A 19685-nucleotide genomic window follows, 5' to 3' on the forward strand; every position below is an offset into this window, starting at 1 on the left:
GAAAGCGGAAGCGACGCTGCGCCCGCACGGCGACCCCCGAGGAGGGAGCGCGAGCCGGAGTGCGCGCTCCATTGCGCCACTTCGCCTTTCTTCTGCCCCTTTCTAGGGAGTAGCTGTGCGGCTGCGGTTATGCGACTATCTGTCTGCACAGGTGGAATGATCTGCAGAATCTGCCTGGCATTCGACATACTTCTTTCTCGGAAGAGGTGGGGGTGCAGCCGGCCCGAATGGCCGGTTCTGATCCATGCAGTGGGCTCCCGGGGGGTCAAGGAGTCCGCCCAGCAATGTCGGTGTGATTCATCGCCGCACGTCGGCCGGTGACGTATCCCGATGCCGCCCGCGCCGGACCGGACTCCGTCCTGGCTCGTCATCACCGCGGGAATCACTGTCATGAGGTCCTGCCGACTTCCGCGGAAGGCGGAAACACGGCCGACGTATGGCCTTTCTGCCGACGTGCCGACGTGACAACGCGGCCGTTGGACAAGGCTGTTCACTCAAGGTTCAAGCCTGTCATTTTCCGCGCCTTGTCCTCGGACCGCGCGGAACCTCATAGATGCGCTCCGCTCAAATCCGGCAGGAGACCAGGGTGCGCGAGCGCGTCTCCCCACAGTCCACTCTCCCGTAATCCGGCACTGTCAGGTGCCGTGCCAGATGAAAGAAAGGGAAAGCCATGCACATCAAATTCATGACGGTCCTCAGGGGGTGGGGCGCCCGAACACTGGGCGCCCTGGTGACACTTGTGCTCACCGCCGGCATGGTCGCTCTCGTGCCGTCCACCGCATACGCGGCAGCGAGCCGGGGCTTCGCCTACGTATGGGCGAATCAGGCGTCCGCACCGCTCAACACGCCCTACACGCCAGCCAGTTCCTACAGCAGGAATTCGACCGGAGGTGTGAACACCGTCGTCCGTACGGGTGTCGGCCAGTACACGGTACGGCTGCCGAGGCTGGGGCTGCTGGGCGGCACCGTGCACGTCACGGCGTACGGAGCGACCTCCCACTCCTGCAACGTGGCCTACTGGCTCCCCGTCGGTGACCGGCTCGACGTCCATGTACGGTGCTTCACCCCAGGTGGCTTCCGAGCCGACACCAGGTTCACCGCCAGCTTCGTGAACACCGCCTATCTGGGCGGCCGGTTCGGCTACGTATGGGCGAACCAGCCCACTTCGGGCGCGTACACACCGTCCCCCACCTACCAGTTCAACTCGGCTGGTGCCACCAACACCATCACCCGAAGCGGTGTGGGCCAGTACGCGGTACGACTCCCGGCGATCGGCTCCGCTGCAGGGCATGTGCAGGCAACCGCGTACGGCGATGTGGCAGCACGCTGCAAAGTCGTCAACTGGTACCCCTCGGGGACCGCGCAGATCGCCAACGTCCGCTGCTTCAGCCTCGGTGGTGCACTGCGTGACACCAGGTTCACACTCACCTACACCCGCAGCACCGGCATCCTGCGCATCACGCCCGCGGCGTACGCCTGGGCCAACCAGCCGATCACAGCCGCGTACTCGCCCGCCACGGCGTACCAGTACAACTCCAGCGGCAGCACCAACCGGATCACGCGGCACGGTGTCGGTCTCTACCGATTCCACACCCCCAACATGCCTCTGGGGTACGGCAACGTACAGGTGACGGCCTACGGAGCCGACTCCAAGCACTGCAAGGTCGACTACTGGACGCCGAGCACCGGCATCCAGGTTCGGTGCTTCACCGCCGCGGGAGCGCCGTCAGACACGTACTACGACGTGTCGTTCGTACGGTGAGCACAGCACCCACCCTGCCCCACCGGCGCCGCTGAGTAGCAGCACCCGCCCCGGTACGGGCTTGCCGTAACGGGTCCATGAGGCTGTCCATCCCTCCGGACCCCGCGCGTGCAGGCTCGTACCGGGTGTCGTCGCCCCCCAATTCCCCTCGCGCCGTTCGGATCAATGATGGGGCAAGGCGGTCCGAGTAGAGCTCGGGAATGCGATGCCTCACCGAACTCGCCGACCGGCGGGAGCACACCGGCCGTCTCCGGAGACTGGGCATCACCGCTCATGCACGTCCAAGTCGCATGAGGCCGTCGGCCGATGTAGCGAACGCCTACCGGCGGCAAGCGACCCAGCCCGGCCCCGCTCGCTGAGATTGCAACCCGCCTCGCGTTTGCCGAGATCAGTCGACTGGGTCGACCGGGTGGAGCTCGTACATGCCTACCCGGGTCCCATCGTCACTGCTCCACGTCTCTCCGGGCGCAAGCGTGGTGTTCGCTGCCCCAGATGTCGGCGCCGGATCCGTACTTGTGCAGGATGTAGTACTCGTCGCAGGTGTTGTTCCTCGCCGACTTGGCGGGAAACGGCAGGTCGGCAGTTCGGCTTGCTCCAGAACGAAAGGTCGTGACTAGCGGCTGGCGCCTCGGTTCCCTGCCTCACTGCCGGTCTTGGTCTGGCCGTCGGCATCCCACACTGTCTGGTGGGCCTCGGAGGGGGTGCGCTTCAGAGCCCGGGATGACAGCGCGAGTGCCGTAGCAAGGAGGACGCTCGGGTGGCTCAACGCTTTCGGGCGCTTGCGCATGTGTACGACGTCCATGAAGGCTTGGTTCACGACGGGGTCGATGACCGACGCCTCGGTGATCTTGTCGCCGACCCAGCGCGTCAGCCGGTAGCCACGGGGACGGTGGCCTGCGACGTGATGCTGCGCGAGATCGGCGGTGGCCGACAGTTGCCAGGCGGCGTTGACGATAACGCCGGCCCGGCGGAAGTAGCCCCATGCTGCAGCATGGGGCGAGGCCCCGGTTCGCAGGTACGCGGAGAGGGCCGAAGCCTGCAGGGCGGCCACGGTGAGGCCCTGGCCGTAAATGGGGTTCACGGAGGCAACTGCGTCGCCCACAGCTATCAGGCCACCGGGGAAGCGGCTCAGCCCGGTGAAGTCACGCCGCAGGCTTTCACGGAAGTGGAAGGTGCCGATCGGCGAGTCCAGTTCGCATTTCTCGGCAATCTCTCGGATGGGGGCTACGGAGCGCCGCATCCGTGCCTTGAACTCGTCCGGGTCGCACCCTGGCCTGTAGTCCGTGTAGCCGGCCAGTACCACTCCCCACCGGTTTCCCTCCAGTGCGGTGACAGCTGCCGGCTCGGTGACCGCCTCCCGGTATTGGTATCCACTGGCCGGTCCGGGCGATGCGTGGGCGACGACTGTTTCGGGCAGCTCGTCGCCGCGGCGGAAGTGAGCCGTGGCGTACCCGAGGTCGACTGTCATGCGTTCGAATGGGGCTTGTTCCCAGCCGTGCTTCAGGAGCCATTTTCCGAGTCGGCTGGACCTGCCCATGGCGTCGACGACGAGGTCGGCCTCGAGCTCGCCATCGGGATCGGGGGAAGGGCTGTTGTCCGCGGTGGATGAGAATCGGACGCCGCTGACCCGGGTGCCGCTGAATATCAGGTCGCGGGCTCGGGCGGTCGTGATGGTGACGTTGGGGAGGGCAAGGACTCGACGGCGCAGGTGGTCTTCGACGAAGGGGCGTGTGGCCCCCAGCATGTGGGCGTCCGGGACGTTGGGGCGGAGGACTCCGTCCACGTAGTACTGGATCGCAGTGCCGGTGCCCAAGTGGGCGCCCCCGTGGACCAGTTCCCTCGTGATCCCCGGAAACCAGCGCTCGATCTGGGTGTGCCCCATGGCGAGCAGTGCGTGCAGCTGATGGCGATGCGGGGCGCCGCGACCGGCTCCTTCATCGATCAGGCCGTCTGGCTCCAGGACAACGACTTCCTCGGCGTGGTCACTCAGGACCCGAGCTGTGATCAGCCCGGCGACACTTCCGCCCAGCACCACGGCACTTCGCACGCAAACTCCCCTTCCCTGACGACGCGTTGGATCCGCGCCGTACCGCGCTGGAAACCCGCCGACCGCCCCCATGGCGACACAGAAGACACTAGCTGAGCGGTCTATACCGGTACCGATTGCCAGCCAGCACCCCATGTTGGTTCGCTGGTGAGGCGGGGGGCTGGGAGCGTCAGCGCGGCTGGGGCACGGCTACTAGCCTTGATCAACGGGCGGACCACCGTTGGCACCGCCAGAGTCCCGCGCGCATCATGCACTCGACCGGATAGTCGCGCGTGTAGCCGTAGCCGCCGAGGAGCTGGGCGGCGGCCTTGTGCCGCCACGCGCCGGCCGCATCGACCAGGTCCGCCGCGGCGGCGTGCAGCGCCTGTCGCCGAGCCGGGGGCCATACCTTCCAGGACGGCGTCGCGCTGCAGCGCGTGCGCCACCATGACGGGCGTGGAAGGAACGCTCGGCCACCAGCTCATCAGCTGTGCCGTGAGCGCCGGCTGCAGGGCGGTGGCCGTGTCGTCCACGCCCGCAAGTTGTCCAACCGTGCGTAGTGGGGCCCGTACGCTGAGCACTGCCGCAGCCTCGGTCAGGGCTCGGACCGGAGCCGGCAGGGCCGCCAGTTGTTGCTGGAGAGCCGCGGCCAAGGTGCCGGGCACAGCCCATGGATGGTCCGCTGCCCCCTGCAACTGTTCGGAGGGCACCTCGGCCAGGACTGTGCGCAGATACAAGGCGTTGCCGTCGGTGTATTGCAGCAGCCGCTGGACTACGGGCAGGCGGGGCTGCTCTCCGGTGGCGCGGTGCACGAGCTCGGCCACCGCGTTCTCGTCCAGCCCGCGGAGAACCAGTCCACAGCCCCATTCTCGGTCCAGGGCCAGCTTCCGGATGTCGAAAAGTCGCAGTAGCTGTCCAGCGACCTGAGTGCATGAGGCGGCAGCAGGTGGAATGCCGTCCCGCAGGGCGGAAACCCATGCAATTGCTCCGCGCTCATCCGGGCAATCAGCTGTCCCAGCAGCCCATAGGACGATTCGGCCTCTGCCGCGTCTCCATAGGCCCGAAGCAGCGTGACGTCCTCGCGATCCTCACGCGAGAGCCAATGCCGGAGCAATGCCGTTTTCCCGGCTCCCGGCGGACCCTCGACCAGAACCACCCACGGCCGCGCCGCGCGCACCTGCCGGGCGCAGTCTTCGAGCCTGGACAGTTCGGCACCCCGGCCAACGAAAAGATCGTCTTCACCCAGCGACACCGACATGGAGAAAGCTCCTGCGACACAGCGCAGGACTGCGGCACGAAGATCGCAGACACCCATGTCGATGCGGCCACGGCGCTCGTTCCTGCCGAGGGCCGACGGACGTGACGCCGTGACTCGCAGGGACATGAGCTGTGGTGCCGTCCGGACCGCTGGACGTGCGCGTGGCATGCAACCGCTGCTGGGCGGCTTGCGTGTCATGGGGCCGTGGCCGCTACCCGCCGGATCTCAACACCGAGGATGGTGACGCCGGGAGCCGTCCAGTCGTCGGCAGGTGGGGTTGACTCGCGGGCTTGCTCCTCGTTCTCGAACAGGACGATCGAGAGTCCGCGGCCGTCGGCCGGCTCCAGCCAGTATCCGGAGATGAAGCCGGGAGCCGAGCGGACCCTCGGCAGGATGTCGTTCATCAGCGCAGCGGCTGCAGCCGGGGCCTGATCCGGGTCGATCGTCAACGTCACAAGAGCGGCGTGCATGGGGTGTCTCCGTTCTGCGGATTCCGTCATCAGTAGGACGATGCTGCGGATCAAAAGTCATCGGCCTGGCGCCGGCCCGACGGACTTGGTGTCTTGCGCCCCCGGCGAGTGCCTCGTCGCGGCTTGGTGCGCGTCTTACGAGTTCGCAGGGAGACGGGGTGCAGCGGACGATGGTGGTGGTGTCGGCACGCCCGATCGCCGTCCTGGCAAGATAGTGGCATGGAACGTGTGCTTGGAATCGGTGGATACTTCATGCGAGCCGCTGACCCGGCGGCCCTGAGCGCGTGGTATCGCGATTGCCTGGGCCTGGACGCCGATGAGCACGGCCTGTGGCGTCAGGGAGCGGGGCCGACGGTGTTCGCGACGTTCGAGTCCGAGACCGACTACTTCGGGTCCCGCGCCCAGCAGACCATGCTGAACTTCCGGGTCCGCGACCTGGATGCGATGCTCGCGCAATTGCGCGCCAAGGGCGCGGATGTGGCCGGAGAAACGCAGGACATGGAGGGTGTCGGTCGATTCGGCTGGGTCACCGATCCTGAGGGCAATCGGGTCGAGCTGTGGCAGCCCGCCTGACCGCGTCTTCACGCAGGCGGTGACCTGCCGACGGACCACTGGGCAGGGGCCCGCCTCGGCGCGGGCGACCGGGTGGGGCGGCAGGATGTCGGACGGTACGGCGTGCTCCGTACGGCAGTTGACACCTCGAACACGGCACGTCAGAGTCCCGGCGTGAGCGAGACCAACGATCTGACGCCGGCCGAGGTGCGTGTATGGCGGGCCTTTCCGCGAGGCGAGTCCGTGGACTTCCGCGCCGCCGAGAACGAGGATCCGGTGCTCGGCAACACGTGGGGCGCCGAGCGGACCCTACGGGCGAGGGTGCTGCGGACTTTGCTGCTCAAGGCTCCGCAGGAGGAGGGGGAGATCGCCGCGCTCAAGATCGCGGGAGCGCGGATCACCGGTGTACTGGACCTGAAGTACGCCACGATCGACGCCGCCATCCGGCTGAGCCACTGTCAATTCGACGGTGTTCCCGATCTGTACGGTGCCCAGCTGCGCCAGCTCAATCTGAGCAACTCCGTTCTGCCGGGCTTGACCTCGGCGACCTTGCGGGTCGAGGGGGTGCTGCGGATGACGGACTGCCGTATGCGGGGGCCGGTGCGGCTCGGCGGGGCGCAGATCTCCGGGGCGCTGTTCATGGAGCGCGCGGAGTTCACGGCGCCGGACGACTCCGAGCCGGTGCTGCAGCTCAACCAGGCAACGATCGGCGACGACTTGTGGGCGCCAGAGATGTGCGCTCACGGACAGGTTCGGCTCACTGGCGCCTCCGTCGCCGGGCGGATCAACGTTCAGGACGCCGAGTTCAACAAGCCCGATGGCACCGCGCTGGACGCGCAGAACCTCAGTGTGGGAGCCCATGTACGGGCGCGGTGCATGCGGGCGCAGGGCCGGGTCGAGCTCCGGGGCTCGCGCATATCGGGCCGTCTCGACCTGCTCCACGCCCACCTGTCGCATCCGGGCGACACGGCACTGCGTGCGAGCAGTTGTGTCATCGGTGAACTCTGGCTGTGCAGGGGCGATCGCATCGAGGGCGCCCTGAATCTGCGGCGCTCTCAAATAGAGATCCTGACCCTTGAACCGGAGATGCTGCCGGACCAGGTGTATCTCAGCAATCTCACGTACACCGTACTCACCCCGCACGAGCCCGCCGAACGCCGCCTGCCGATGCTGAAGCGGGACGGCGACCGGTATGAGCCGTACGGCTATGAGCAGTTGACTGCTGCCTACCGCCACGTCGGTGACGACGACGCCGCCCGGCTCGTCCAACTTGCCAAGCAACGCCGCCGACGCACCACGCTCACCTGGTACGGGCGGCTGTGGGGGTACATCCAGGACACCACCGTCGGCTACGGCTTCCGCCCGTTGCGCGCGGCCGTCTGGCTGCTGTCCCTCGTGGTCATCGGATCGATCGCGTACGGCCTGGACCACCCACGGCCCGTCAAGGCGGACGAGGCCCCCGATTTCAACCCCGTTTTCTACACCCTCGACCTGCTCCTGCCGATCATCAACTTCGGCCAGGAGCCGGCGTTCGCGCCTGACGGCTGGCACCAGTGGCTGTCTTACGCCCTGATCATCACCGGCTGGATCCTGGCGACGACGATCGTCACGGGCGTGACCCGTACGGTCAGCCGCCAATGACCCCCACGAGAACCCGCGAATAGCTCAGAGAACGTGCGCCGGGCGAGGAAAACGTCCTTGAAGTCAAGGTGTCGGCCCCGTTTGTCCGGCGCCACCCACTGATCGGGGCACGGCCGCGGCGGTGTCGGCCAAGGTGCGCAGGACTGTCGTGCCGGCGAGCACCAGCGCCGATACCGGCAGAGTGGCCCATCGCGTCAGGTCGCGCTGCAGGTCCGGGTCCACTTCGATGGTCATCCGGACGTATCTGCTGTTCAGCGTGATGATTTTGGAGGACCGGGCAGCGATGTCCCCTCCGCGCTGCAATGCCGCGCGGTACCTGTCCTTGCGCTCCTTCATGCCTCTTCCTGACGCTTGATGAGTTCATCGGCAAGGTCCATGTACGCCGACCCCTTGGCCCGCACCGGACTTCCGAACGACTGGGCGTACAACTCGAGCCGCGCAATCTGGGTGTCCAGCACCACGAACCCCAACTCGGTGAGCGCCTCACGAGCGTCGGCGTCGGGGCCGGTGCGTGTGGCGTCGGGACGATTGGTCCGGTTCAGGAGGACCGCAGTGCGGCCCGGCTCGGCGCGCAGGGACTGGACGTCGTCCATCTCGGAGCGGATGGGTGCCATCCGGTCCAGTTCGATGGGAGCGGGAGTCACCGGAACGATCCACTCGCTCGCGTACCTCATGATGCTGCGGGCGATACGCGGATGGTCCTCCAACTGCGGCGCATCGAGCACCACAGCCTGCCGATTGCCCAGGAAGTCGTTCACACGGCGGTGTACGTCACCCACTGGCAAGGCGATGACGGGAAACGGAAAGCCGTCAGCCAATTCGCTCCAGCGCAGTGCGGAGGCGGCTGGGTCGCCGTCGACCAGAAGCGGGGAGTAGCCCGACTCGTGAAGCGCGTGGGCCAGCCATACGGCACTGGTCGTCTTGCCGACTCCAGGCTTGAGATTCACAAAGGCACAGCTCAGCAGCATGGGAGCCAACCGTAATGGGCCTGATCGGTTGGATGGGTTCGACGCGAGTGCGGGAGTGAATGGTTCACTCGCAAGCAGTCAGGACCGCTCTTCGGCCAGTGGTCGAGCCGCGCGTGGAGGGCCGCCCCAGCAGGCTGAGGCTTACGCCGCGACTAGCGCGAGGCCTCGTCGTCAAGGGAGCGCCTGGCCCGCGACGCCCGCCCTGACGAGCGCGCGCTCCTGCGGTGGCTGGAGGCGTAGAGGGAGGCCGCCGAGATCCGGCCGGCCACCATCACGGCGCCCGCCGACCCGAGCAACAGCAGGACCGGCACGAGGCCGAGGGAGGCGCTCGTCAGATACTCCATGACCGTCGCGGCGGCACCGACGGTCAGGCAGACGGCCGCGAATCGGGCCCTGCGCCGGAACTCGGCGTCGTGCTGGGCGGCTGCCGCTCCGGCGAGGGCGGTAACGCAGCAGACAACCCCCATCGAGGCCACCAGCGTGAGTCGCGAATCGGGAATGTCGACGAGGCGGCTGTCCGCGACGACGATCGCCCCGGCTGCCGCTACGACGGTGACGGCATGGGCCAGCAGGCGCTGCGGCCTCGTCGCGTCCGGAGCCTCGGTCCGTGTCACCGGCTCCTCAAGGGAGAGCGGCGCGGGAACGGGCCGTTCTCGCCGCCGACGCAGGAACAGCAGCGCCGTGCAGCTCAGTAGTGCGGCGCCGGCAACCACGGCGAGGAGGTACGGGGCGGTCCCTTCGGGAAGGGCCGACGGGAACCAGGCGACGGCGGTGAGCACTCCGTAGGCGCCGACGCACAAGGACGCCGCCCGTGGTCGACACACGGTGTCGCACACCAGGGCGAACAGTGAGAGGGCGAGGATCGACAGGGCCGCCGTCAGTGCGAGGCCGAGCGCGGGTCCGCCGGTGACCTCGTGCCACCACATCGTGTCGAGCTGCGCGGACCAGCCGGAACTGAACTCCTGCGTCGGAAACAGCATGCATCCGGAGCACAGCCCCGACCACAGGCCCCCGGCAAGGAACGCCAGCCGCCCCGCCAGCCTGCGGCCGCCGCGTATGCCACCCCACGCGACGACTGTGTGCCGGATGCCGAGGCCCAGCACGGCTCCGGCCGGGAGGAGCAGGGGGATCGCGAGCCAGGCGTACACGGGGCGGAGCGTGTCGGTTTCCAGGAAGCCCCGTCGCAGGCCGATCAGCATGAGGTCGAAACTGCCGCCCAGCAGCAGGTTGACGGCGAACATGGCGACGCAGCCGGTCAACCCGGCTTCCCAGGCGCTGAGTTCGCCTGCCAAGGCTGGGTTCCGCAGGGCCCTCCTGCGGCGCTGGAGGGCGGGATGGGTGGCGAACGGCCAGCTGGTGCCGGCGCGCTCCTGCGGATCCGGTGCCGCAGGGGCCGTGTCGCCGACGACGGCGCGGATCGCCCCGCCGTTGGGCGACCGCTGTGCGGCCAGTCCCACGAAGAACTCGTCCAGCTTCTCGCGGCGTTCCTCCCCCGTGCCCGATCCGGGGGGATCACTCACGGCGAACGCGTCGGCGTGCAGTTCCCGCGACTGGAGGAAGGTGTTGCGGGCCGCGTAGAGCGTGTAGGCGAGCAGACACAGGTGGAAGGAGAGCTGAAGCAGGTAGTCACCATCGCGTGCGTACCCCGACACGGCGAAGCAGAAAGCAATGGCAAGCAGGACGGTGAAGGCCCCCCACAGCGCGGTGACGCCATGGGTGACGTCAAGGTCCCGGTGGCTGATGTGGCCGAGCTCATGGCGGATGACGACCTCGAAGGTGCCTGGGTCCTCGTCCAGCAGCTTCTCCATGCCGCTCGCGAGCTCGATGTGCCTGCGCCGCCAGTGCCCGAAGGCCACCGCGTTCTTGGTGTAGTCGGAGGCGTTGAGCCACACTCCATGGACGGTCACTCCGGCGTCGTCCGCCTGCCGGTACACAGCGTCTGCCAGGTCCGGCCGGTAGCCGCGGGGTGTTCCGGAGCGGGGTGTGGGGTGCAGGCGGCGCAGACCACGGAAAAGGATCTGCTGATAGGGGCTGAGCCAGTACAGGACGAAGCCGCCTACTCCCAGTACCCCCAGCGCGAGCCCGGCGCGCGACTCGCTCCGGTTCACCGGTGGCGGTGGGCAATGCTCCTGGAGGTACTGCTTGAGGGCGGGCCCGTACTCCTCCGGCACCGGTCGCACCGGCCAGATCGGCGCCTGAGCGAGGATCTCGGCTTCCACAGAGGTCATCGGCAGGGACAGCTGGAACTGCCTGATCGCCGCCGGCCAGCACCGGCTGTAAACATCCGCGGCCTCGGCGTGCCGGCTGGTGGTGGCCGGGATGGCGATCGTGATGGCCGCGGCCATCAGCGCGACACAGAAGAGGAGAGCCCGTACGACCACGCTAGAGCCTGGTCGCCGCTGGACCGTCTCCGTCCGGGTCTCCGTGCCCGGTTGAGTGTTCGGTGTCTCCGCTCGGGTTCCCCCGGGCTCGGTCCGCGTGCCGGTCCCCGTCGTCGGCGTGGGGGCCGCCGGCCCCCGAGGCCCCGGAAGACTGGAGCACTGTGGACGGTGACGAGGAAGGCTCCGGTGCCGCGTCCGTCGCCAGCATCTGTACGAGTTCCGCCAACACGGAGTCGGCGACCTGCTGTGCCCGTTGCTCGGACAGATGGCGCAGGGCACCCGACAGCGCGGCCGTACGCCAGCGGGCCAGCTCCGCGGCGGACGGCGCGGGTGCGGCGTCCGCCGGTCCGGTGGGCTCGGCCTCGGACCACCGCCAACGGCGCGACATGCGGCCGACGACGCGCGAGGCCAACCGGCTCACCAGCTCGGCCGACATCACCCCGATAACGCCGGCCGCCGCCGACAGCGCCGCGGGGGTCACCACCTCGGCCGCCAGCCCGAAGACGTCGACGGACAAGGGCCGACGGCTCCACAACCGGGGGCGGAAGTGGCTCCGGGCGCGCTGCTCGAAGAGCGGCAGCTCCCCGGCGGCAAGCTCGGTCACCGCCTCCCTGGCCAGCGCCCGCGCAAGTCGACGATGCTGCCTGCTGCGCTTCCACGCGCTTCCGGACATGGCTGTGATGGACGATGTCGGAGTGGTCATGAGTGTGCGTCAGCCCCCCGCTGATTCGTTGCCCCCGCCGTGACTCCACGAATTCCGCAAGTCAACGCATGTGTCGTCGCGCGTAATTCGAGTATGGACCCGCTGCCGCGAGCTGTCCGGCGATCACCGAAGAGGCACCCTGCGGTGTGCTGCCTGTTGACCGAACCAGGGGCCTGTCCGGCGGATCTTGCCGGACAGGCCCCTGGTCCCGACGAGGGCTCAGCGCTTGAGCGAGAAGGTGAAGTCTCCGGAGAGCTTGCCGCTCAGCCGGACCGCCGAAACGAGCTTCCCCTCCGTGATCAGTCTTTCGACCTCGGCCCGCGAAAGACCGCAACCTTCAGCGATCAGTCGCACCGGCCGGACAGGGATCCGCGCCGCAAAGCGGACCGCGACGTCTATCACCTCGTGGTCCAGGTGATCCGGTCCGCCGGTGTCGAGGCGCCAGGCGTTGTCCCAGTCGAGGGCGATGCGATTACGGCGCCGTACGACCGGATCCTGGAGCAGCTCAGCTGTCAGGCCAGGGTCGTTGCCATGCAGCCGGTCCAGCAACTCAGGTCGTACGGAGCGCACATTCCTCCGCTCCAGGACCGTGAGCTTTACAGTTTCCCCGCAAGCGGTACAGAGCACGAGGAGCCAGGCGTCGATGAGTTTGTGGTGTGCGTTGACGCGAAATTTACCGTCTGCCCGGAAGCGCTCGGACGCGCATACGTGGCAGCGGCGGAGAACGAGCGGCAGGCAGGTGGGCACGACCACCCAGTTTTTGAGCACAGAAGTACACCGGTTTCAGTGAGAAATCCGCAGCAGAAAGGAGCGCGGCGCACATGCGCGACGCGCGACGAATCAGCACTCGGGAGGTCTCACAGGGTGTACAACGGCACGTCCTTGCCCAGACGACTTGGTTCGGCAGCACGGTAGTGGCGCTCAGCTGCGCTGCTCCACTGGTTTTCGAGCGCCTCACCGCTGGTTCGGGAACGGAGTGCGCTGGTGCGGAGTTCTGGGCCCCCGGGCCCACGTACGTGCTGCCGTAGGGTGCTCAGGTTGTTGTCGCGATGGAGAGGCGGTTCGGAACGTGGCGCCCAGGGCAGAAACGCGTGAGCAGTTGACGGGTGCGGCGCGAGCCGCTCTGGGCGGTGGGCGGCGGCTGGAGGCGGTTGAGCGGATCGCGGGCGGTAGTAAGAAGGGCGTATACCGCCTGGTGATGGACGACGCGACGACTGCGATCGCCTACCTGTGGGACGACACCGAGAACTACTGGCCGGCGGCCGAGGGGGACGACGACCTCAGCGACCCGTTCGCGCCCGGCCTCGGGCTCGACCTGTTCGAGGCCGCGCACGCGCGGCTGGAGGCGCTCGGCGTACGCGTTCCTGCGATCCGTCTCGTCGACCGCAACGGCACCCACTGTCCGTCCGACCTCGCGATCGTCGAGGACCTCCCGGGCGAGAACCTGGAGGAGCTGCTCGCGCGCGACCCGAGCGCGGCTGCCCCGGTCATGGCCCGGCTCGGAGAGGCGCTTGAGGGCGATGCGGCGTCATCGGGCGTCCACGTACGGCAAGGTGGCCTTGGTCGACGGGGGAGGTACGTCGCTCGGGGCGTCGTGCGAGGGGATCGTCCTGGACCGTGCGCTGCGGGACCTCGCCGAGGCGGCCTTGCGTGATCCGCGTATCGCGGGAGCCCGCGACCGGCTGGAGGAACGGCTACTGGGTCTGGCGGCGGCGGTGCGGCCACGGACGGAGTACGCGGTCGTGCACGGCGAACTTGGGCCCGACCACGTGCTGGTGGACGCGGGCGGGAACCCCGTGGCCATCGACATCGAGGGCTTGATGTACTTCGACGTCGAGTGGGAGCACGTCTTTCTGCGGATCCGACTGCAGGACGCCTACCGGTCGTTGGAGGTGGACGGACTGGACGAGGACCGGCTCGCGCTGTACACGCTCGCGCAGCGTCTGTCGCTGACGGCGGGTCCACTGCGGCTGCTCGACGGGGACTTCCCCGACAGGGCGTTCATGGCGGGCATCGCGGAGTACAACCTGAAGAAGGCGCTGGAACTGGTCCACCCCTGAACGCCCGCAGCCTCTGCACCTGCTGCACCACAACGCCCAGCGGGAGCCCGTCCGCTGTGGCGTCACAGTCCGGGACGGCTACCACTCGTGTCTGACTGCTCGGCGTCACGAACTGTTCGAGCTGACGGACGCGTTGCTGTGTACGGGCGGGCCGGCTCGGCGTCGCTCGTACCGCCCGTCGGCTCCGCGACAGGACCATCAACAACTTAGCCAGATCTCGCACCGCCACATCAGGGGCGTTGTGCGTTCTGCAGCCGTTCGACCTGCCGGTTGACAAGAGCGGCGGGGAACGATGCGCTTCCGCCGACGTTCAGCTTCGTGAACGTCACGATGGTGTTCCCGGCCCGCACCACGGTGAACTGTTCGTTGCGGTCCCAGGGGTGTTCAGGGCCCATGGGGATGGTCTCGTGGAATCGCACGGCTTCCTCCCCCACCCCCGGGGCCCGTTCCATCGTCAAGGTTGCCTTGAACTTCCCCACCCAGCCTGTGCCCTCGTACGAGCGGCAGGAGCCAAGCGCCTGCTTGAGCTGTGCGAAGACCTGCTGAGCCTTCCCGTCCTCGTAGGCGGCAAGCGTCGAGCCGCCTCCCCAGATGTCCCCCTTCCAGTTGAAGACCTGGAAGACGACGGTGGATGCACCTTCCCCGCTGCGGATGTCGAGCATGGTCTGGCAATCGGGGTCGGACACCGGCGGGAAAGAGCGCCGTTCGGCCTCCGGCTGGGGGTCCTTCACCTCCAAGCGGCAAAGCGCCGTCCGGCGTGGACGATCTCCTTGGACAGGATGTCCAGCGCTGCCAGCACCGAGCCCTCCTCCACCAGCAGCATCGACAACGGCCGCAGCAAAGGATCGTGGGTGGGCGCATCGACAGGGGTCACCGAGACGCGCGCGGACGGCCACGCCTGCGCCTGGATCTCCCGCACCTGGATGCGCAATTCGGACGGAGTGGCTTCTTCGGGGAACGACAGGATCTGCACGCGCTGATTGTGTCCACGCACCACGCGAGCGCAACCGGTTTTCCCGGCGGCGGCCGCGGATCGCCCTCGTAGCCGGCTCTGAACCGGGCGCCCAGGGGCTGAGGCCGACCCCCGGCGGGCACCGGCCTCAACCATGCTGAGCCCGCCCGCTCTTTGGGGCCAGTACAAGGGTCCGGCCCAGGTAGAGGGCAGTATCCCTGGCAGGGTGTGGTTGCATCGCGCCGGGGAGCCAATACTCGAGCCCATGGAAGCAAGACAACCGCTTGGCGAATTCCTGCGGACCCGCCGAGCACAGGTGCTGCCCGAGGACGTGGGGCTGGTGGCCTACGGTGACCAGCGCCGAGTGCCGGGTCTGCGGCGCGAGGAACTGGCCCGCCTGGCCGGAGTCAGCGCCTCGTACTACGCACGGCTGGAGCAGGGGCAGTCGTCCAATGCCTCCCCGGAGGTGCTCGACGCGATCGCCCAGGCCCTGCGGCTGGACGAGGCCGAGCGTCGGCACCTGCACGACCTGGCCGCCGGCACACGCCGCCGTCCCAGAGTGCGCCGACCGGTGCCGGAACGGGTGACGCCGGACGTGGTGCAACTCATGGCCGCACTGGCGGATGTACCGACAGTCGTGCTCGGTCGGCGCAGTGACGTTCTGGCCTGGAACCGCGCCGGTCACGCCCTGTTTGCGGGGCATCTGGACCCGGGCAGCCCGGACCGGCCGGCTGAGCGCCCGAACATGGCTCGCCTGCTCTTCCTGGACGGCCACACCCGCGCCCTGTACGCGGACTGGCCGGCCAAGGCCAAAGCCGTGGTGGGCACTTTGCGCCTCGCATGCGGCCGGCACCCGGACGACACGGCTCTCGCCTCACTGATCGGCGAGCTGACAGTAAAGAGCGCCGAATTTGCATCCTGGTGGGCAGATCACCGGGTCAAGGCAGGCGGCGCCGCAGTTTACGAAATGCTGCATCCGCTGGTGGGCAGCATGGAAGTCACGCAGCAGACCCTCAACACCGAAATCGGGCAGCACATCGTCGTCGCGACGACCGAGCCCGGTTCACCCTCCCAGGCCGCCATGACGCTGCTGATGCACAGCGTGCGGACCGACCAGGACCGCGTTCTGGCGCATTTCAGCAATCCGACGTAATCCGATGCGGCGCACATAGACCGTTCTGCCCGCACGAATCAATTCGCTCAATTCACTGTGCTCACCCGTATTTCGCGTGTGGATACCGCGCGCCCGAAAACTGTGAAGGAACATGAAAAAGAAACTGGCAACAATCGCCGGCGCGGCCACGGCGGTCGCTGTGGTCACCCTGGCCGCCGTCACCGTAGCCCCGGCGTCCGCGGGCACCGCTCCGGTGGTCAAGACCCGGATTGCCGCGCATTTCGATCTGGCGCAGGGGCAGATGCCGGAGAACATCGCGCTGGAGCCCAACGGCACGGCCTACGTCACCTTCGCGGCCGGCCGACAGGTCGCGGCGGTCACCCCTGCAGGCAGGACACGGGTGCTGGCGACGTTGCCCGCTCCCGCCGACGGCGGGGTGAACACACCGGTCCTCGGCTTCGCGCTGACCACCGGTATCGCCCGGGCCCATGACGGGACGCTGTACTTCCTCTATGCGAGCGGCACCGCAGACCTGACGGGCCTGTGGCGGCTGAGCCCGGGCGGCACCCCGGACCGTATCGCCGCGCTGCCCGCACGCGGCCTGCCCAACGGACTGGCGCTGGACGAGCGCAAGGGCGTGCTCTACGTCGCCGACTCAGTGCTCGGGACGATCTTCACGGTCCCCGCCGCCGGTGGTGAGCCGACCACGTGGTCCTCAGCGGCGGAACTCGCTCCCGCCGGCTTCCTCGGAGCCAACGGCCTGAAGATCCACGACTGTGCGCTGTGGGTGACCAATCTCGACAAGGGCACCGTGCTGCGCATCCCCATCCGGCCGGGCAACGAGCCCGGCCCGGTCCAGACGAGGGCCACAAACCTCGTCGGCATCGACGACTTCGCCTTCACCGGCAACGGCGACGAGATCCTTGCGGCCCTGAACGCCCCCAACACGGTCGTCCGCATCCGGGGCAACGGCTCCGTGTCCACCGTCCTGACCGCCGCCGACGGTCTGCAGAACCCGACCTCGGTCGCACTGCGCCGCGGCACCGCATACGTGCCCAGCGCCGCCTACACCACGGCCACCGATCCCCATCTGCTGCTGGCCCGTCTCCCTCACAACCGCTGATCGACCAACCCCGTGGAGCGCACGATGAATGAGACCCTGAACGAGATCAAGCTGGGTGACGTCACCGTCACCCGGATCGAGGAGATGCACGGCCCCGTCGGCATGACCCCGCAGCAGTTCTTCCCGGGCTCGCCCGAGGAGGCATGGCGGCGGCACACGGACGTACTCGTCCCCGACCACCTCAACACCGACGACGACATCGTCCAGGTCGCGATGCAGACGTGGCTGCTGCGCAGCGAGGGCCGGACCATCCTCGTGGACACCGGGATCGGCAACGACAAGGCCCGCCCGGCCGTCCCGGCGTGGGACCACCTCCTGCTCGACTACCTCGGCAACCTGCGGCGGGCCGGGGTGCGGCCCGAGGACGTCGACCTGGTGGTGAACACCCACCTGCACGTGGACCATGTCGGCTGGAACACCCGCCTGGACGAAGGCACCTGGGTTCCCACGTTTCCCAACGCCACCTACCTGATGCCCAAGGCCGACTTCGAGTTCTGGAACCCGGCGAACAACCCGAACATCACCGGCGGCGTCAACGAGAACGTCTTCGAAGACAGCGTCGCGCCCGTGCACGCAGCCGGCCAGGTGCAGTTGTGGGAGGACAGCCACACCATCGACGCGAACCTGTGCCTGGAAGCGGCACCCGGCCACACCCCGGGATCCAGCGTGCTGAAGCTCAACTCGGGCTCCGACCGGGCTCTGTTCGCCGGCGACCTGCTGCACACCCCGCTGCAGGTCATGGAACCCGACCACAACAGCTGCTTCTGCGAGGACCCGGCCGGTGCCCGCGCGACTCGTCGCAAGCTGCTCGGCTGGGCCGCCGACACCAACGCGCTGGTACTGCCGGCGCACTTCAGCGGCCACAGCGCGCTCGAAGTCACCCATGACGCGGACGCCTACGCCATCAAGCGGTGGGCCCCGCTCCCCCGGTACTGAGCCCCTGCACAACCCGCAGAACCCCACCGGTCGCCCGCTGCCGCGCCCACTCAACGGCGGCGGGCGACCGGCCGGACGCCGCGCAACACGAAAGGACACACGATGGCACCCACCGATTCCGTCATCGTCACCACGACCACCGGCCCGGTCCGCGGTCGCCGCAACACCCACGGAACGGCCTTCTTCGGTGTGCCGTACGCGGCTGCGCCCGTAGGGCACCTGCGATTCGCCGCACCCCGCCCGCACCAGCGGTGGACTCAGGTCCGTGATGCTGCCCGGCGCGGCCCCACAGCGCCGCAGCCTGCACGAGACGCATTCGGGTCCTTGGACATGTCGCCCTACTTCGCGCCGGGTTGGCGGCCCGGCGCCGACTACCTCACCGCCGACGTCTGGGCCCCGGACCGGCACGGGCCGCCGGCGCCCGTCATGGTGTTCGTCCACGGCGGCGGCTTCGTCGCCGGCTCGACGAGCGCTCCCCTGTACGACGGGACCGCCTTTGCCCGCGACGGCGTGGTCCTCGTCACCCTGAACTACCGCCTGGGCATCCCCGGCTTCCTGCACCTGCCGGGCGCCCCCGACAACCGTGGCATGCTCGACATCCTGGCCGCACTGCGCTGGGTGCAGGACAACATCGCCCGCTTCGGCGGCGATCCGGCCAACGTGACCCTGTTCGGCCAGTCCGCAGGAGCCATGATCGTCGGAGGCGTCCTCGCCGATGTTGCCTCGCACGGCCTGATCCGCCGGGCGATCATGCAAAGCGGCAGCGGTACCGGCGCATTCACCCCCGAGCAGGCGCGGATCGTCACCGCGGAAGTCGGAAGGCACCTCGGGCTCGAACCCACCGCCCCCACCCTGGCCGACATCCCCGACGAGCAACTCGTCGGCCTCGTCCCCCACTTGAGAGGTCTGGACCTGCATACGCCGGCCCACCACGACCCGCTCGGCGGCATCACACCGTTCAGCCTCATTCTCGAACAGCAGCCGGCCGCCGCCGTAGCCACCGGCTGCGGGACAGATGTCGATCTGCTCATCGGCGCCAACCTCGACGAGGGCAGCCTCTACCTCGCCCCGAACGGCCTGCTGCCCGTCAGCACCGACGCCGACGTCCGGGAAACCGCGGCGAGGTTCCATCCCCGCCCCGACGAGTTGATCCCTGCGTACCGGACCCAGCGGCCGACCGCATCCGCCGCGGAACTGCGCGCCGCTGTGCTCGGTGACGGACTCTTCGGCGCCGGCACCCGGCGGATGGCCGACGCACATGCGACAGCGGGGGACGCACCGACATTCGTCTACGAGTTCACCTGGCGGTCCAACGCGCTCGACGGACAGCTCGGCGCCGGCCACACCATGGAGCTGCCGTTCGTCTTCGACCGCCTCGACCTGCCGTCGCTGCACGGCCCCCAGGCACTGCTCGGCACCAGCGAGCTGCCCGCCGACCTCGCCGCCCGGACGCACCAGGCATGGGTCCGCTTCGCCGCTGACGGCGATCCCGGCTGGCCCCGCCACGAGTCCGGCCGGAGCCGCGTGCAACGGATCGGCGCCACCTGGGAGCTGACCGAGGACCCGCGCCCTCATGAGACCGAAGCCTGGGCGTGCACCGATCACCGCCGCCCTGACGGGGCGAAACGAAACGTCGGAGAGCATCGGGTGTGACCGGCTTTCGCCGTTGGGCATCTGGCTTTCCGGCGCCGACGTGCGGGAAGACGACGGTGTGCCGATTGTGGCTGCTGCCTCGGGCG

17 protein-coding genes and 2 pseudogenes are annotated in these 19685 nt (G+C 68.4%); 9 read left to right on the plus strand and 10 right to left on the minus strand.

The window, feature by feature from the left end; genetic code table 11:
* Positions 1–670: 670 nt before the first annotated feature.
* The gene (locus OHA61_RS01045; protein ID WP_406301221.1) at positions 671–1762 is read left to right on the plus strand and encodes a hypothetical protein; all 1092 of its coding nucleotides are present in this window, start codon (positions 671–673) and stop codon (positions 1760–1762) included.
* 613 nt (positions 1763–2375) lie between these two features.
* Here OHA61_RS01045 and OHA61_RS01050 read toward each other — a convergent pair.
* The gene (locus OHA61_RS01050; RefSeq protein ID WP_406301222.1) at positions 2376–3809 is read right to left on the minus strand and encodes an NAD(P)/FAD-dependent oxidoreductase; all 1434 of its coding nucleotides are present in this window, start codon (positions 3807–3809) and stop codon (positions 2376–2378) included.
* Between the two features lie 653 nt (positions 3810–4462).
* Between OHA61_RS01050 and OHA61_RS01055 the strand changes: the two genes are divergently transcribed.
* The gene (locus OHA61_RS01055) at positions 4463–4699 is read left to right on the plus strand and encodes a hypothetical protein (protein ID WP_406307629.1); all 237 of its coding nucleotides are present in this window, start codon (positions 4463–4465) and stop codon (positions 4697–4699) included.
* 89 nt (positions 4700–4788) lie between these two features.
* Here OHA61_RS01055 and OHA61_RS01060 read toward each other — a convergent pair.
* Together OHA61_RS01060 and OHA61_RS01065 are read right to left on the minus strand one after the other, a co-directional pair.
* Positions 4789–5244 (minus strand): annotated as a pseudogene (locus tag OHA61_RS01060) (ATP-binding protein); the annotation flags it as partial.
* A complete protein-coding gene (locus OHA61_RS01065; protein ID WP_361910974.1) occupies positions 5241–5516 on the minus strand; it encodes a hypothetical protein in 276 nt (91 codons plus the stop codon). The pseudogene OHA61_RS01060 and the gene OHA61_RS01065, both read right to left, overlap by 4 nt.
* A gap of 219 nt (positions 5517–5735) precedes the next feature.
* Between OHA61_RS01065 and OHA61_RS01070 the strand changes: the two genes are divergently transcribed.
* The gene (locus tag OHA61_RS01070) at positions 5736–6089 is read left to right on the plus strand and encodes a VOC family protein (protein WP_389372300.1); all 354 of its coding nucleotides are present in this window, start codon (positions 5736–5738) and stop codon (positions 6087–6089) included.
* Positions 6090–6242: 153 nt separating this feature from the next.
* A complete protein-coding gene (locus OHA61_RS01075; RefSeq protein WP_406301223.1) occupies positions 6243–7709 on the plus strand; it encodes a membrane-associated oxidoreductase in 1467 nt (488 codons plus the stop codon).
* Positions 7710–7772: 63 nt separating this feature from the next.
* Here the strand turns inward: OHA61_RS01075 and OHA61_RS01080 are convergent, their stop codons facing one another.
* From OHA61_RS01080 to OHA61_RS01100, 5 genes are all read right to left on the minus strand, one after another.
* Positions 7773–8045 carry a hypothetical protein gene (locus tag OHA61_RS01080; RefSeq protein ID WP_361910981.1) on the minus strand — a complete coding sequence of 91 codons (273 nt, stop codon included), beginning with the start codon at positions 8043–8045 and terminating at the stop codon, positions 7773–7775.
* Positions 8042–8677, minus strand: coding sequence for a ParA family protein (locus tag OHA61_RS01085; protein WP_324975132.1), 636 nt, complete (start codon positions 8675–8677; stop codon positions 8042–8044). Before OHA61_RS01085 ends, OHA61_RS01080 begins: the two co-directional genes overlap by 4 nt.
* A gap of 152 nt (positions 8678–8829) precedes the next feature.
* Positions 8830–11058, minus strand: a complete 2229-nt coding sequence (locus OHA61_RS01090; protein ID WP_406301224.1) for a M48 family metalloprotease — start codon at positions 11056–11058, stop codon at positions 8830–8832.
* Between the two features lies 1 nt (position 11059).
* Positions 11060–11731 (minus strand): hypothetical protein, encoded by a 672-nt coding sequence (locus tag OHA61_RS01095; protein WP_406301225.1) that lies wholly within the window; start codon positions 11729–11731, stop codon positions 11060–11062.
* Between the two features lie 249 nt (positions 11732–11980).
* The gene (locus OHA61_RS01100) at positions 11981–12529 is read right to left on the minus strand and encodes a DUF1062 domain-containing protein (protein WP_406301226.1); all 549 of its coding nucleotides are present in this window, start codon (positions 12527–12529) and stop codon (positions 11981–11983) included.
* Positions 12530–12830: 301 nt separating this feature from the next.
* On the opposite strand from OHA61_RS01100, the pseudogene OHA61_RS01105 reads away from it, so the two are divergent.
* Positions 12831–13821, plus strand: a pseudogene (locus tag OHA61_RS01105) (phosphotransferase family protein).
* A 230-nt stretch (positions 13822–14051) separates the two neighbouring features.
* Here the strand turns inward: OHA61_RS01105 and OHA61_RS01110 are convergent.
* Both OHA61_RS01110 and OHA61_RS01115 read right to left on the minus strand, forming a co-directional pair.
* On the minus strand, positions 14052–14507 hold the full coding sequence (locus tag OHA61_RS01110; protein WP_406301227.1) for a hypothetical protein: 456 nt from the start codon (positions 14505–14507) through the stop codon (positions 14052–14054).
* A 41-nt stretch (positions 14508–14548) separates the two neighbouring features.
* A complete protein-coding gene (locus OHA61_RS01115; protein WP_406301228.1) occupies positions 14549–14794 on the minus strand; it encodes a hypothetical protein in 246 nt (81 codons plus the stop codon).
* A 244-nt stretch (positions 14795–15038) separates the two neighbouring features.
* On the opposite strand from OHA61_RS01115, the gene OHA61_RS01120 reads away from it, so the two are divergent.
* The 4 genes from OHA61_RS01120 to OHA61_RS01135 all read left to right on the plus strand — a co-directional run bounded on the left by OHA61_RS01120 (position 15039) and on the right by OHA61_RS01135 (position 19599).
* Positions 15039–15926 carry a helix-turn-helix transcriptional regulator gene (locus OHA61_RS01120; protein WP_406301230.1) on the plus strand — a complete coding sequence of 296 codons (888 nt, stop codon included), beginning with the start codon at positions 15039–15041 and terminating at the stop codon, positions 15924–15926.
* A 112-nt stretch (positions 15927–16038) separates the two neighbouring features.
* A complete protein-coding gene (locus tag OHA61_RS01125; protein ID WP_406301231.1) occupies positions 16039–17010 on the plus strand; it encodes an SMP-30/gluconolactonase/LRE family protein in 972 nt (323 codons plus the stop codon).
* A gap of 36 nt (positions 17011–17046) precedes the next feature.
* The gene (locus tag OHA61_RS01130) at positions 17047–17946 is read left to right on the plus strand and encodes an MBL fold metallo-hydrolase (RefSeq protein WP_406307249.1); all 900 of its coding nucleotides are present in this window, start codon (positions 17047–17049) and stop codon (positions 17944–17946) included.
* Between the two features lie 102 nt (positions 17947–18048).
* A complete protein-coding gene (locus OHA61_RS01135) occupies positions 18049–19599 on the plus strand; it encodes a carboxylesterase/lipase family protein (protein WP_406301232.1) in 1551 nt (516 codons plus the stop codon).
* The last annotated feature ends 86 nt before the right edge of the window (positions 19600–19685 follow it).

Origin of the sequence: Streptomyces sp. NBC_00885 (assembly GCF_045207475.1) — a bacterium.
Taxonomy (GTDB): domain Bacteria; phylum Actinomycetota; class Actinomycetes; order Streptomycetales; family Streptomycetaceae; genus Streptomyces.